This is a genomic window from Mycobacterium sp. ENV421 (assembly GCF_002887815.1).
In the GTDB taxonomy this organism is placed as follows: Bacteria; Actinomycetota; Actinomycetes; order Mycobacteriales; family Mycobacteriaceae; genus Mycobacterium.
Genome location: NZ_PDHO01000010.1, coordinates 126,217 through 139,475, shown reverse-complemented (window position 1 = coordinate 139,475; position 13,259 = coordinate 126,217). Strand labels below are relative to the sequence as shown.

General features: G+C 67.8%; 11 protein-coding genes. 6 read left to right on the top strand and 5 right to left on the bottom strand.

Annotated elements, in window-relative coordinates; translation table 11 throughout:
- Positions 1 to 27: 27 nt before the first annotated feature.
- Entirely contained in the window at positions 28 to 987 is a 960-nt protein-coding gene (locus CRM90_RS14845) for an extracellular catalytic domain type 1 short-chain-length polyhydroxyalkanoate depolymerase (RefSeq protein WP_102807706.1), read from the bottom strand.
- Positions 988 to 1,115: 128 nt separating this feature from the next.
- On the opposite strand from CRM90_RS14845, the gene CRM90_RS14840 reads away from it, so the two are divergent.
- Positions 1,116 to 1,499 carry a MarR family winged helix-turn-helix transcriptional regulator gene (locus tag CRM90_RS14840; protein WP_502693276.1) on the top strand — a complete coding sequence of 128 codons (384 nt, stop codon included), beginning with the start codon at positions 1,116 to 1,118 and terminating at the stop codon, positions 1,497 to 1,499.
- On the opposite strand, the gene CRM90_RS14835 is transcribed toward CRM90_RS14840, so the two are convergent.
- Positions 1,496 to 1,930, bottom strand: a complete 435-nt coding sequence (locus tag CRM90_RS14835) for a PPOX class F420-dependent oxidoreductase (protein WP_102807704.1) — start codon at positions 1,928 to 1,930, stop codon at positions 1,496 to 1,498. The genes CRM90_RS14840 and CRM90_RS14835 overlap by 4 nt on opposite strands.
- Positions 1,931 to 1,987: 57 nt before the next feature.
- On the opposite strand from CRM90_RS14835, the gene CRM90_RS14830 reads away from it, so the two are divergent.
- A complete protein-coding gene (locus CRM90_RS14830) occupies positions 1,988 to 2,380 on the top strand; it encodes a MerR family transcriptional regulator (protein WP_102807703.1) in 393 nt (130 codons plus the stop codon).
- Positions 2,377 to 2,790, top strand: coding sequence for an SRPBCC family protein (locus CRM90_RS14825; protein WP_102807702.1), 414 nt, complete (start codon positions 2,377 to 2,379; stop codon positions 2,788 to 2,790). Before CRM90_RS14830 ends, CRM90_RS14825 begins: the two co-directional genes overlap by 4 nt.
- Here the strand turns inward: CRM90_RS14825 and CRM90_RS14820 are convergent.
- From CRM90_RS14820 to CRM90_RS30250, 3 genes are all read right to left on the bottom strand, one after another.
- The gene (locus tag CRM90_RS14820) at positions 2,787 to 2,978 is read right to left on the bottom strand and encodes a hypothetical protein (RefSeq protein ID WP_102807701.1); all 192 of its coding nucleotides are present in this window, start codon (positions 2,976 to 2,978) and stop codon (positions 2,787 to 2,789) included. The genes CRM90_RS14825 and CRM90_RS14820 overlap by 4 nt on opposite strands.
- Before the next feature lie 35 nt (positions 2,979 to 3,013).
- On the bottom strand, positions 3,014 to 4,576 hold the full coding sequence (locus CRM90_RS14815) for an MFS transporter (protein ID WP_102807700.1): 1,563 nt from the start codon (positions 4,574 to 4,576) through the stop codon (positions 3,014 to 3,016).
- 73 nt (positions 4,577 to 4,649) lie between these two features.
- Complete coding sequence (locus CRM90_RS30250) at positions 4,650 to 5,261, bottom strand: TetR/AcrR family transcriptional regulator (protein ID WP_158249020.1); 612 nt, start codon at positions 5,259 to 5,261, stop codon at positions 4,650 to 4,652.
- Between the two features lie 124 nt (positions 5,262 to 5,385).
- Between CRM90_RS30250 and CRM90_RS14800 the strand changes: the two genes are divergently transcribed.
- The 3 genes from CRM90_RS14800 to nirB all read left to right on the top strand — a co-directional run bounded on the left by CRM90_RS14800 (position 5,386) and on the right by nirB (position 13,231).
- Positions 5,386 to 9,162: a bifunctional nitrate reductase/sulfite reductase flavoprotein subunit alpha gene (locus CRM90_RS14800; protein WP_233209327.1), complete on the top strand. Its 3,777-nt coding sequence runs from the start codon at positions 5,386 to 5,388 to the stop codon at positions 9,160 to 9,162.
- A 95-nt stretch (positions 9,163 to 9,257) separates the two neighbouring features.
- Positions 9,258 to 10,712 carry a nitrate/nitrite transporter gene (locus CRM90_RS14795; RefSeq protein WP_102807698.1) on the top strand — a complete coding sequence of 485 codons (1,455 nt, stop codon included), beginning with the start codon at positions 9,258 to 9,260 and terminating at the stop codon, positions 10,710 to 10,712.
- Positions 10,709 to 13,231, top strand: a complete 2,523-nt coding sequence (gene nirB / locus CRM90_RS14790) for a nitrite reductase large subunit NirB (RefSeq protein WP_102807697.1) — start codon at positions 10,709 to 10,711, stop codon at positions 13,229 to 13,231. Before CRM90_RS14795 ends, nirB begins: the two co-directional genes overlap by 4 nt.
- Positions 13,232 to 13,259 lie beyond the last annotated feature (28 nt).

The following is a 13,259-nucleotide window of genomic DNA, read 5'->3' as shown; positions in this document are numbered from 1 at the left end:
GGATGCCGCTCAGCGGAGCGGGTGCCGCTATCGCGGGTGTTGTCGGAAGAACTGCCAGATCGTGTCAGTCGCGTCCAAAGCTGTCGACGGCGGCGGTAGGCCGGCGATCTCGTCCACCACGGGATTGGCGATCCCGCCTGGCCACTGATGACCGGCGCCGGCGACAGTGATCAATTCCACCGTCCGTCCTTCGGGGCAGTCGGCGCGCTGAGTCGTGACGCCCTCGCTCTGCGACGACACCGGCGGCGCGCACCCGTCGATCGTTCGCCAGTCGGCGTTGACCGATTCGACGGAAGGTCCATCGACGGTGGGGGCACCTGAGGCGGTGCGGGCCTTGCCGGGGCCCCCGCCGTACGGTACGCGGTCGTCCGCGGTGCCGTGGATCTGCAGAACCGATGTCGGTGACGGATCGGAGCAGTCGGCCAACAAGGTGCCGGCAACCGGTGCGATCGCGGCGAAAAGATCGCTCTGGCAAGCCAACCGGAGCGCCATCATGGCTCCATTCGACATGCCGGTCGCGTATACCCGGGTGGTGTCGATGGGGATCTGCTGTTCGATCGCGTCCACCATGGTGTTGAGGAATGTCACGTCGTCGACGCCGGTTCGGGCCGCCCGGCCGCAGCACGAGCCGGCGTTCCAGGCGCGGTTGAGCCCGTCGGGATAGGCGACCAGGAAGTGCCCGGCGTCGGCCTCGGCATCCCAGTGGTAGGCGCGTTCGGCTTGTGCCCCGTCGCCGTATCCGCCGTGCAGCATCACCACCAAGGGCGCCGGCCCGGATAGCCCGTCTGGTCGGTAGATGTGAAATGAGCGGGTCAGGCCGTTGACGGCTAGCGAGTGGGTGGATTGACCGACAGGGAAGTCTCGCGGCGAGCCGACAGGGGTGCCGGTCGCCCGACCGTCGCCGAGGCAGCCTCCCGCCACCAGGACGACGGCGGCGATCACGCCGATCGTCACCATTCGGGCGGTTCGGGTCGGCACGTGACCCATCTTCGCGTCCGGCGGGAGAATTGACAAGATGCTTGTCAAAATGCGGTGCGATGGCACACTGGTTCGTCGTGACAACGCGACCCGTGCCCGAGTCGTCGTGGCGGCCCACCGTGCCGGCCCTGGTGCAGATGCTGGCCGCCAGTGGCGGACCGCGGCTGCGCGCGGCGTTCGGTGCCGCGGGACTCGATGGCTTGCGACCGGCGCAGGCGGTGGCACTGGTGCCGCTGGCCCAGGGCGCGCTCCATGCCTCGGCCCTGGCCGATCGGCTTCACGTCAGCCGGCAAGCGGTCGCGCAGGCCATCAGAGCTCTGGAAGCGCACGGGTACGTCGTGCGATCTCGCGATGACGCCGATGCGCGGACGCTGCTGATCGCGTTGACGCCTCGCGGAGTCGAGGCCCTGCGCATCATGCGCGCCAATGCCCAAGCTGCCGAGGAACATTGGGAGCAGGTACTCGGCGCGCGACGCCTTGCCGAGCTGCGGGGCATCCTGCAGGCGCTACTCGACTGTTAGCCGGCCAGTTCCACCCGCACGATCGCGCTGCCCGGCCACACCGTTCGGGTGCGGACCCGCTGCCACTTCTCCCGCCACGGCAGACCGGCGTCGACGTTGTTGACGCCGGGCAGCGGTAATAGCGGGACGAGGTTGTACTGCCAGCCGTAGCGCGCGTGCAGCTGCCGGTTGGCCTGTTCGGCCTCGGCGCCCGACAGCAGGCTCGCGCGCCCGTCGTACGCGGGAGCGGAGTCGGGCACGCGGCCCTTGTAGTCGCACACGCGCAGCTGCACCCGCGGGTCGTTGACGATCCGCGTGGTCTTGGGTCCCACCTTGGTGCGGAACACCAGGGTGGAGCCGTCGAGGTGGAACCAGATGGGGGTGTCGACTCCGCTGCCGTCCCGGCGGTAGGTCCGCAACCGGGCGTAGCGGCTGGCGCGCAAGATATCCATGGCAGCCAGTAAAGGACTTAGAGTTGGCTCCAAGTCAAGCAGTCGGGGAAGGTGCCCATGACCACTGCGCTCACGATCGGCGACGTCGCTCGCCGCACCGACGTCGCGGCGACCACGCTGCGCTACTACGAGAGGATCGGGCTGCTGCCCGTGCCGTCGCGTGCCGGCGGGCAGCGCCGCTACGACGGCACGGTGCTGACCAGGCTCGAGGTCATCGGGCTGTGCAAGGCCGCCGGGTTCAGCCTCGACGAGATCGCGGTGTTGCTGCAGGACGAGGCGCCCGGGCGACCGGCCAGCCGCGCACTGGCCGAGGCGAAGCTGGCCGATATCGACGCGCAACTGGCGACGCTGGCCCGGGCTCGCGGCATCATCGAGTGGGCGATGGCCTGCACCTGTCCGTCGATCGACACCTGCACGTGCGGGATTCACTGCAACGAGGGAAAACCATGACCGATGACACCGCGAACGAGTCCCGGCACATCAGCGCCTGGATCAACAGGTCGGCGCTCGACGTCTACCGCTACGCGTCCGATCCGGCTCACCTGCCGCAGTGGGCAGCCGGGCTCGCGACGAGCGAGCTGACCCGGGTCGGCGACACCTGGGTTGCGCAGTCACCGATGGGGGAGATCACGATCGAGTTCACCCCGGCCAACGATCTCGGCGTGCTCGACCATGTGGTGAATCTGCCGTCGGGTGAGCCGGTGTTCAATCCGTTGCGCGTGGTGCCCGCCGGCGACCAGTGGTGCGAGGTGGTGTTCACGTTGCGGCGCAGGCCGGAGATGTCGGACGACGACTACGCCGCCGATGCGGCTGCGGTGTCGGCCGACCTGGCGACTCTGAAACGGGTCCTGGAGCGTTAGCGCCTGCGGCGCAGCCCGAACACCAGCCACACCGCGGTCGAGGTGCCGGCGGCCAGCAGCACGGCGGGGGCAGCGGTCATCGTGACGACCCCGACGACGGCAAAGACGATCAGGCCGAGCACCAGCGCGACGAGCTTGTAGCGCGGCCACGGAACGCCCGCGATCTGCACCACATCAATGCTCGTCATGGCTCGACTATACCGCGTTTTCGGTCACCCGAAACCTAAGATTCGGCAACCGTTGTTTTCGGGTGCGCCGGCAGCACTGCCAGCACGAATACCGCTCCGGCCAGGCAGACCCCGGCGGCGGTGAGACACCCGGCCTGCAGGCCGGCGAGGAACGCAGTGTCAACTGCGCCCCGTACTGCGCCGGCGAACGGCGCCGGCGCCTGGCCCGCGACCGCGAGCCCCTGGGCCAACCCCTCACGCGCGGTCGACTGCGCGGCCGGCGGCAATGCGCTCACCGTCGGGCTGTCGGCCAGGTGCCGGATGTAGAGGGTGGAGAAGATGCTGCCGATGACCGCGACCCCGAGGGTGCCGCCGATCTGGCGGGTGGCGTCGTTGACCGCCGACCCCGCGCCGGCCTGTTCGGGCCGCACCACCCCCATGATCGAGTCGGTGGCCGGTGCGGTGGTCAACCCCAGCCCGCCGCCCAGGAGCACCATCTGAACGGCCATCGTCGGGTAGGTGATTGCGAGGTCGCTCGCGGCAATCCACCCGAATGCGGCCGCCAGCAGTAGAAGGCCTACGAAGACAACGAGTTTGGTGCCGATCCGCGTCACCGCCAACCGGGTGCCGAGGATCGAGCCGACGGCGATGGACAGGGCGACGGGAAGGATGCGGACGCCGGTTTCCAGCGGGCTGTTGCCCTGCACCAGCTGCATGAACTGGGTGATCAGGAAGATGAAACCGAACAGGGCGAAGAAGGCGACGGTCACCGCGCCGCTGGCGGCACTGAATCGCAGATTGGCGAACAGGCTGATGTCGATCAGGGGATCGGATTGGCGGCGTTCCCACCATGCGAAGCCCACCGCGGCGATCAGCGCGACGGCGAATCCTGCCAGCGTGGGCGCGCTGGTCCACCCGCGGTCGGGCGCCTCGATGATCGTGTAGACCACAGCGCCGAGCATGACGACCGACAGCACGAGCCCGCCGCGATCCAGCCGATGCTGCCTGCCGGGCGCGGAGGCCGGGATGACGATCGGGGCGGCCAGTGCGGCGGCCACCGCGATCGGTGCCAGCGCGAGAAACAAGCTGCCCCACCAGAACACCTCGAGCAGGGCGCCGCCCAGGATCGGCCCGACGGCAACGCCCAGTCCCGTCACCGCACCCCAGATCCCGATCGCCGCCGCTCGGTGCCGGGGATCGCGGAAGGTGTCGGTGATGATGGCCAGCGTCGTCGGGTAGATCAGCGCCGAGGCCACGCCCATGACCAGCCGCATGCCGATCAGCGGTCCGGTCGACGTGCACAGGGCGGCGCCGATGCTGCCCGCGGCGAACAGGGTCAGGCCGGCGATCAGGGTGCCCCGCCTGCCGAACCGGTCACCGATGGTTCCGCCGGCCAGAACCAGCGCCGCGAAGGCCAGGTTGTAGGCGTCGACGATCCATTGCAGCGCCCGGGTGGAGGCGCCGAGGGCCGAATTCAGCGTTGGCAGAGCAACATTGACGATGGTTGTCTCGACGTTGATGGCCAAGGCGGCGACCAGCACGACGGCGAGGATCGCCACCGGCCGGGCTCGACGCGGGGCGTCGGTCAGGGCCGCGGAGGTCGAAGTGTCGATGGCCACGGGCGCGCCCCTTTATGTTGACGGCGATAACATCTCGGAGCATGCCAGTTGAAGTTAACGCTGTCAACATTGGCTAGCGCAGGCTGTCGCCGATTGCGTCGAGCAGGCGTTCGGTGATCAGGTGTTGGCGCGCGGTTCCCGCCATGCCGAGCGGGCCGTCCAGGAACAACGTCGCAGCACCGTGGACCGCCGCCCACGCTGCCTCGTCGAATCCGTCCCGTCGGGTCGACGCGAGCATGCCCGCGGCCACCAGGTCGTCGACGCAGCCGCGCAGGATCTGGAACGGATGTAGCCCGGGCGGCACCGTCTCTTCGCTGGGTTCGGTGCCGTCCGGGGCGAACGCGGTGCGAAACAGCCCCGGCTCGGTCACGGCGAAGTCGATGTACGCCTCTCCGGTGGCGCGGAACCGGGCCAGCGCGCGGTCGGTGGCCGGACCGTCGTCGGCGACGTGGTCGATCGCCTCGACCATCGCTGCACCGAGCCGAGCCATCACGGTCGCTTTCACTGCCGCCAGCAGCGCCCGTCGATCGGCGTAGTGCCGATAGGCGGCCGAGTTGCTCACCCCGGCCAGGCGCTGGACGTCGCGCAGTATCACGGCGTCCGGCCCACCCGCCCGGGCCAGTTCGACGCCGTGGTCGAGCAGAGCCTGTCGCAGGTTCCCGTGGTGGTAGGAGGCGGTTGCCATGTTGACAAGTGTTACATCGCCGGGCGAGTTCTCACACCAGCGTCGCCGACGATGTGAGCGCGGTTTATCGTCGCGATAACGCGCCTCGGCGCCGCCCGTAATGTCCGCCCGGCACTGTTGCGCCGTGGATTCCGGGAGAGGCTGCGCCGACCACATCCGTACTGCCTGCTCATATTGCGGCGTCGGATGTGGCATCGAGGTGCGCACCACACCCGGTCCAGGAGGTCCGGTCATCGCCAGTGTTGTCGGTGACCGGCTTCACCCCACCAACTCGGGTCGCCTGTGCACGAAAGGCGCCACGCACGCCGAATTGATGGGAAGCACGGACGGCCGCGCGATGAGTGCCCTGATCCGGCCCGCCCGTGGTGAGGAATTCGAAGCCGCCTCCGTCGATGATGCCGTCGCAACCGTCGGCGCCCGACTGGCGGACATCGTGGCGCGCCACGGCCCGGACTCGATCGCCCTCTATGTTTCCGGTCAGATGTCGCTCGAGGCACAGTATCTCGCCACCAAACTGGCCAAGGGCTTCATCCGCACGGTCAACATCGAGTCCAACTCGCGCTTGTGCATGGCCAGTGCCGCGACCGGCTACAAGCAATCGCTCGGAGCCGACGGGCCGCCCGGCTCCTACACCGACATCGACTGTGCCGATCTGTTTTTCGTCATCGGCGCCAATATGGCCGACTGCCATCCGATTCTGTTCCTCCGGATGGCCGATCGTCTGCGGGCCGGGGCCAAGCTGATCGTGGTCGACCCGCGGCGCACGGCCACCGCGGACAAGGCCGACCTGTTCCTTCAGATCCGGCCCGGCACCGACCTCGCCTTGCTCAACGGGTTGCTACACCTGCTGGTGGAATCCGGCGCCATCGACCGGGATTTCATCGCCGCACACACCGAGGGCTGGGCGGCGATGCCCGAATTCCTGGCCGACTATCCGCCGAACAGGGTTGCCGACCTCACCGGCCTGTCCGAAGCCGACATCCACTGTGCGGCAACGATGATCGCTCAAGCCGGTGAGTGGATGTCACTGTGGACCATGGGGCTCAACCAGAGCACCCACGGAACAGCGAACACCAACGCGATCTGCAACCTGCATCTGGCCACCGGCGCGATCTGCCGCCCCGGCAGCGGTCCGCTGTCACTGACCGGTCAGCCCAACGCGATGGGCGGCCGCGAAATGGGCTACATGGGGCCGGGATTGCCCGGTCAGCGCTCGGTGGCCTCCGCCGAGGACAGGTCATTCGTCGAGGCGATGTGGGGTCTCGACCCCGCGACGATCCGCGCCGAGGTGAACCGCGGGACCATCGACATGTTCGAGCGGATGGCCGCCGGTGACATCAAGGCCTGCTGGATCATCTGCACCAACCCGGTGGCCAGCGTCCCCAACCGCGCCGCCGTGATCGACGGTCTGCGGGCCGCCGAACTCGTCGTCACCCAGGATGCCTACGCCGACACCGCGACCAACCGCTACGCCGACGTGGTGTTGCCCGCGGCGCTGTGGGCCGAATCCGACGCCGTGATGGTCAACTCCGAACGCACTCTCAGTCTTGTCCGGCAATGCGTCTCGCCGGCGGGCCAGGCCAGACCCGACTGGAAACTGATCTGCCAGGTCGCCGCGGCGATGGGATTCGGTGCGCACTTCGGCTACCAGTCCAGTGAACAGATCTTCGACGAGATCCGCGGCTTCGCCAATCCCCAGACCGGCTATGACATCCGGGGCGTCAGCTATCAGCGGCTGCGGGAAACGCCGGTGCAATGGCCGAGCCCGCCGGGCGACACCGACGACCGGCACCCGATCCGCTACCGCGCCGACAGGGTGCTGACCTTCCCAACCCCGACCGGCCGCGCCGTCTTCCACACCCGGCCGCACCTCGAACCGCACGAATGCCCCGACGAGGCATTCCCGTTGCTGCTCAACACCGGCCGGCTGCCGCACCAGTGGCACACCATGACCAAGACCGGGCGGGTGGACAGGCTCACCCGTCTCGACAGCGGCCCCTTCGTCGAGGTCCATCCCGCCGACGCCGCCGCTCTCGACATTCTCGACGGCCAACCTGTGGAGGTGTCGTCGAGGCGGGGCCGTGCGGTACTGCCCGCCGTCGTCACCGACCGGGTCCGGCCGGGAAACTGCTTCGCGCCGTTCCACTGGAACGACGAACACGGCGACGACGTCACGGTCAACGCAGTGACCACCGATGCTGTCGATCCGCAGTCGTTGCAGCCGGAACTGAAGGTGTGCGCGGTACGCCTGCAGCCTGTTGGTGCGCCCCCGGTTCAGGCGCAGCCTGACCGAACGCACCTGGCGGGCACCGGACCGGTGGTGCTATGGGCCTCGCAGACCGGCAACGCCGAGGACCTCGCCACCCGGCTGGTGGATGAGTGTGCGGCACAGGGCATTGACGCCGAACTGGCGGCCATGGCCGACGTCGACCCGGGACGGCTGGCCGGCGTCCGGAAGGTATTCGTCGTGACGAGCACGTACGGTGACGGCGGCCCGCCGGACAACGGTGCAGACTTCTGGGACCGACTCGGCGCACCGGAAGTGCCCGACTTGGACGGGCTGGAATTCGCCGTCCTGGGCATCGGCGACCGCTCCTACGCCCAGTTCTGCGGACACGCTCGTGCGCTGGACGCCCGGCTGGCCGAACTCGGTGGCCGCCGACTTCTCGCCCGCTGCGAGACCGAGATCCACGACGACGACACCGTCGACGCCTGGATCCGGCGCATCGTCACGCTCGTCAATCCTGCTGCGGTGCAGTACATCCCGACAGTATCCGCGCCGAAGCGGTTCACCCGGGCCAATCCCATCCATGCGAAGCTCAGCCGCAATCTCCGGCTCACGCCCCGTTCGGCGGCCAAAGAGGTCCGGGAATTCAGCTTCGACATCTCCGAGCACGACGTCGGCTACTCGGTGGGCGACTCACTGGGAGTGCTGCCCGTCAACGATGCCAACGACGTGGCGGAATGGCTGTCCGTCACCGGCTTGTCCGGTGACGACATCGTCGAGGTCGACGGGGCGCAGTGCTCACTGCGCGAGGCGCTGACCACCAGCTACGACATCTGCCGGCTGACGCCGAACCTGGTGACATTCCTCTCCGACACCGCCACCGACAAGGCGGTGGTCAAGCACCTCCGGTCGGCATTGGCCGACCTGGAGTCATGGCGCTTGGGACGCAACGGAATCGACGCCATCCGCGCGTTCGGAACGCGGGCTGACGCGCGGCAGTGGCAGGACGCGCTGGTGCGGTTGACGCCGCGGTTCTACTCGATCTCGTCGAGCCCGCTCATCAGCCCGCACGAGGTGCAACTGACCGTGTCGGTGGTGCGCTACGCCGGACCGGACGGCGCTCGGCGCGGGGGAGTGTGTTCGACCTACCTTGCCGACCGGGCGGCTGACACGGCCACTCCGATCTTCCTGCAGCGCTCACCGCATTTCCGCCCGCCGCAGGACCGGTGCGCCCCGATCGTGATGATCGGTGCCGGCACCGGCATCGCGCCGTTCCGCGGGTTCCTGCAGGAGCGCCGGGCGCTCGGCCACACCGGGCGCAACTGGTTGTTCTTCGGCGATCAGCACCGGGCCGAGAACTTCTATTACCGTGACGATCTCACCGAGATGGTCTCCGACGGTTTTCTCAGCAGGCTCGACCTCGCGTTCTCGCGTGACCAGGCCAACCGAATCTACGTGCAGAACAGGATGATTGACAACGGGGCGCTGCTGTGGGGTTGGCTACAGGACGGGGCGCATCTGTACGTGTGCGGTGACGCCAACGGCATGGCCACCGGCGTGGACGCGGCGCTGAGCACGATCATCGCCACCCACGGCCGCCTGGATGCCGAAGCAGCCCACGATTACAAGCGCGAACTCGTCGCCACCAAGCGCTATCTGCGCGACGTGTACTGACCTCACCGCGGCGCCGCCGGGAAAGTGAGCGAGTTGTGACATCCGGATCACCGCGCAGGTGCGAAGGCGCAACAAAGAATTCCTACCGTGAGGGCATGCAGAATTCCTCCACTCGCAGTGGCTACGACATCGACGACTGGGACGCCGAAGACGTCGAGGCCTGGAATGATGGCGGCTCGAAAATCGCACGCCGCAACCTGATTTGGTCGATCTTCGCCGAACATGTCGGATTCTCGGTGTGGTCGATCTGGTCGGTGATGGTGTTGTTCATGCCGCAGAACGTCTACCACATCGATGCGGCAGGCAAGTTTTTCCTGGTGGCGGTGCCCACACTGGTGGGTGCGGTCCTGCGGATCCCCTATACGTTCGCCACCGCCCACTTCGGGGGTCGTAACTGGACGATCTTCTCGGCCCTGGCGCTGCTGATCCCGACGGCGCTGACGCTGTATTTCATGGCGCACCCGGGTACGTCGTACACCGCGTTCCTGGTGGTGGCCGCCTTCGCCGGGTTGGGTGGCGGCAACTTCGCCTCCTCGATGACGAACATCAACGCCTTCTACCCACAGCGATACAAGGGCTGGGCGCTCGGCCTCAACGCCGGCGGTGGCAACATCGGTGTTGCCGTCATCCAGCTCGTCGGGCTGCTGGTCATCGCGACCGTCGGCAATCGATCGCCACATCTGGTCTGCGCCACCTACCTGGTGTTGATCGCGGCGGCGGCGGTCGGCGCATCGTTCTTCATGAACAACCTGACCAACCAACGCAGCGACGCCCGATCGCTGATAGATGTTCTGGCGCATCGTGATTCGTGGCTGATCTCACTGCTCTACATCGGCACATTCGGATCGTTCATCGGATTCGGCTTCGCGTTCGGCCAGGTGCTGCAGATCAACTTCCTGGCCGGACTGGCGCACGGCGGCCCCGTCACCCCGGCGATGACCGCGCAGGCCTCCCTGCACGCTGCCCAGATCGCTTTCATCGGACCGGTTCTCGGCTCCCTGTCGCGCCCACTGGGCGGCTGGTTGTCGGATCGCTTCGGCGGTGGCAAGGTCACGCTCTACACGTTCTACGCCATGATCGCGGCCGCCGGCTGGTTGGTCGCCGCCGGTGAGATCGACGACGCGGCCCCGGGACCCGCGACCGGTGCCACGATGGCCGCGTTCATCGCGGGATTCATCGCGCTGTTCATCCTGTCCGGCATGGGAAACGGCTCGGTCTACAAGATGATCCCGTCGATCTTCGAGGCCAAGTCCCGTGGCATGAACCAGCTCGGTGCACCGGAACGCAGCGCGTGGTCACTGCGGATGTCGGGTGCGCTGATCGGGATCGCCGGCGCGATCGGAGGTCTCGGAGGGGTCGGAGTCAACATCGCTCTGCGGGCGTCCTACCTGTCCCCGGCGAAATCCGCCACCATGGCCTTCTGGGTGTTCCTCGGCTTCTACATCCTGTGCGCCGCGATCACCTGGGCGGCCTACGTGCGGAGGCCAAAGACGGCCGGCGTCCTCGAAACCGACACCCCCGCGGTCAGCAGCGCCGCCGCCGCCGCATGACCGCCCCCGGCCGGACCGTCGTGGTCATCGGGCACGGCATGGTCGGCCACCGGTTCGTCGAGGCACTGCGGGACCGCGATCGCGACGGAAGCTGGCAGGTGGTGGTGCTCTGTGAGGAGCCGACCGCGGCCTACGACCGGGTCGGGTTGTCCTCCTACATCGACGGCTGGGACCGTGCCAGCCTGGCGCTGTCCGGAAATGACTATGCCGGAGACACATTGGTCGACCTGCGGGTCGGTCAACCGGCCGCTGCGATCGACCGGGACGCCCGCGAGGTCGTCACCTCGACGGGGGAGCGCATCGGCTACGACGCGGTGGTGTTGGCCACCGGCTCGTATCCCTTCGTGCCGCCCATCCCCGGCAGCGATCTGGACCGGTGCTTCGTCTACCGGACGCTCGAAGACCTCGATGCGATCCGCACGGCCGCATCGGCGACCCGGCCCGGAGCAACCGGCATCGTCGTCGGCGGCGGCCTGCTCGGGCTGGAAGCGGCCAACGCGCTGCGCATGCTGGGGCTGACTCCGCATGTGCTGGAACGGTCCCCGCGGCTGATGCCCATTCAGGTCGACGACGGTGGCGGGGCGCTGCTGAACCGGCTGATCACCGACCTCGGCATCGTCGTGCACACCGACGTGGCGTCCACCGACATCGTCGACACCGGTGACGGCATCACGGTGTCACTGTCCAACGGCGAACAGCTCGACGCCGCGGTGCTGGTCTTCTCTGCCGGCGTGCGCCCACGTGACGAGTTGGCCCGGGACTGTGGTCTGCCGATCGCCGAGCGTGGCGGAGTGCTGACCGACATCAGTTGCGCCACCGGCGATCCCCGGGTGTACGCCATCGGTGAGGTGGCCGCGGTCGACGGCCGCTGTTACGGCCTGGTCGCGCCCGGCTATACGATGGCCGAGGTGGTGGCCGACCGGCTGGTCGGCGGTACCGCCGAGTTCCCGGGTGCCGATCTGTCCACCAAGCTCAAGCTGCTCGGCGTCGACGTCGCGAGCTTCGGTGACGCGCATGCCAGCACACCGGGCGCGCTGGAGGTCGTCCTCAACGACGCCGTCAACCAGACCTACGCCAAACTCGTTGTCTCCGATGATGTGTCGACCCTGCTGGGTGGCATCCTGGTCGGCGACGCGAGCGCCTACTCAACGCTGCGGCCGTTGGTGGGCCGTCCGCTTCCGGCCGACCCGGCGACGTTGATCTCGCCGGCCGGAGCCGAGGTCGGGGTCGGCGCGCTGCCCGACGACGCGCAGATCTGCTCGTGCAACGCGGTGTCCAAACACAGCATCTGCGGCGCCATCGCGGACGGCGCCCATGACGTGCCGGCGATCAAATGCGCGACCGCCGCCGGAACGTCCTGCGGCAGTTGTATTCCGATGCTCAAGCGGCTCCTCGAATCGCAGGGTGTGGCGATGTCGAAGGCGCTGTGCGAGCACTTCGCGCAGTCCCGCGCGGAGCTGTTCCAGATCGTCGCATCGACCGGTATCCGAACCTTCTCGGCGCTGATCGCCGGGTATGGGACCGGTACCGGCTGTGACATCTGCAAGCCGGTGGTCGCGTCGATCCTGGCGTCCACGTCGTCGGATCACATCCTCGACGACGAGACGGCCGCATTGCAGGACACCAACGACCATTTCCTGGCCAATATTCAGCGCAACGGTACGTATTCGGTGGTGCCGCGGCTGCCCGGCGGTGAGGTCACACCCGAGCAGCTGATGGTGATCGCCCAGGTGGCACAGGATTTCGGCCTGTACACCAAGATCACCGGCGGGCAGCGCATCGACCTGTTCGGTGCCCGCGTCGAGCAGCTGCCGCAGATCTGGAAGCGGTTGGTCGACGCGGGGATGGAATCCGGTCACGCGTACGGCAAATCGCTGCGCACGGTGAAGAGCTGCGTCGGGTCGTCCTGGTGCCGCTACGGCGTTCAGGACTCGGTCGCGATGGCCGTGGCGCTCGAATTGCGGTATCGGGGGCTGCGTTCGCCGCACAAGATCAAGATGGGGGTGTCGGGCTGCCAACGCGAATGCGCTGAGGCCCGCGGCAAGGACGTCGGGGTGATCGCCACCGAGAAGGGGTGGAACCTCTATGTCGGTGGCAATGGCGGCGCCAACCCCAAGCACGCGCAGCTACTGGCCGGTGACCTCGATTCCGATTCCCTGGTCCGTTACATCGACCGATACCTGATGTTCTACATCCGTACCGCAGACCGATTGCAGCGCACCGCGGTGTGGCAGGAGACCATCGACGGCGGGCTCGATCACATCCGGGACGTGGTGTGTGCGGATTCGTTGGGGATCGCCGCGGACCTCGACGACGCGATGGGGCGCCACGTTGATGGCTACTCCGACGAATGGGCGGGCGTGTTGAACGACCAGGAAAAACTGGCTCGCTTCGTGTCGTTCGTCAACGCCCCCGACGAGGCGGACCCGACGGTCGCGTTCGACGAGAGCGGCCCGCGCAAGGTGCCGTTGCTGCTCGGTATGCCCGGCAGCGTCAACGCGGCGGAAAGCCGCGCGTAACAGCGGCGAAACACGACCCCTCTATCAA

Bases quoted from the DNA above. Each gene is read 5' to 3' on its own strand.
- CRM90_RS14845 (WP_102807706.1), bottom strand. From the start codon at position 987: ATGGGTCACGTGCCGACCCGAACCGCCCGAATGGTGACGATCGGCGTG.
- CRM90_RS14840 (WP_502693276.1), top strand. From the start codon at position 1,116: ATGCTGGCCGCCAGTGGCGGACCGCGGCTGCGCGCGGCGTTCGGTGCC.
- CRM90_RS14835 (WP_102807704.1), bottom strand. From the start codon at position 1,930: ATGGATATCTTGCGCGCCAGCCGCTACGCCCGGTTGCGGACCTACCGC.
- CRM90_RS14830 (WP_102807703.1), top strand. From the start codon at position 1,988: ATGACCACTGCGCTCACGATCGGCGACGTCGCTCGCCGCACCGACGTC.
- CRM90_RS14825 (WP_102807702.1), top strand. From the start codon at position 2,377: ATGACCGATGACACCGCGAACGAGTCCCGGCACATCAGCGCCTGGATC.
- CRM90_RS14820 (WP_102807701.1), bottom strand. From the start codon at position 2,978: ATGACGAGCATTGATGTGGTGCAGATCGCGGGCGTTCCGTGGCCGCGC.
- CRM90_RS30250 (WP_158249020.1), bottom strand. From the start codon at position 5,261: ATGGCAACCGCCTCCTACCACCACGGGAACCTGCGACAGGCTCTGCTC.
- CRM90_RS14795 (WP_102807698.1), top strand. From the start codon at position 9,258: ATGCAGAATTCCTCCACTCGCAGTGGCTACGACATCGACGACTGGGAC.
- nirB (WP_102807697.1), top strand. From the start codon at position 10,709: ATGACCGCCCCCGGCCGGACCGTCGTGGTCATCGGGCACGGCATGGTC.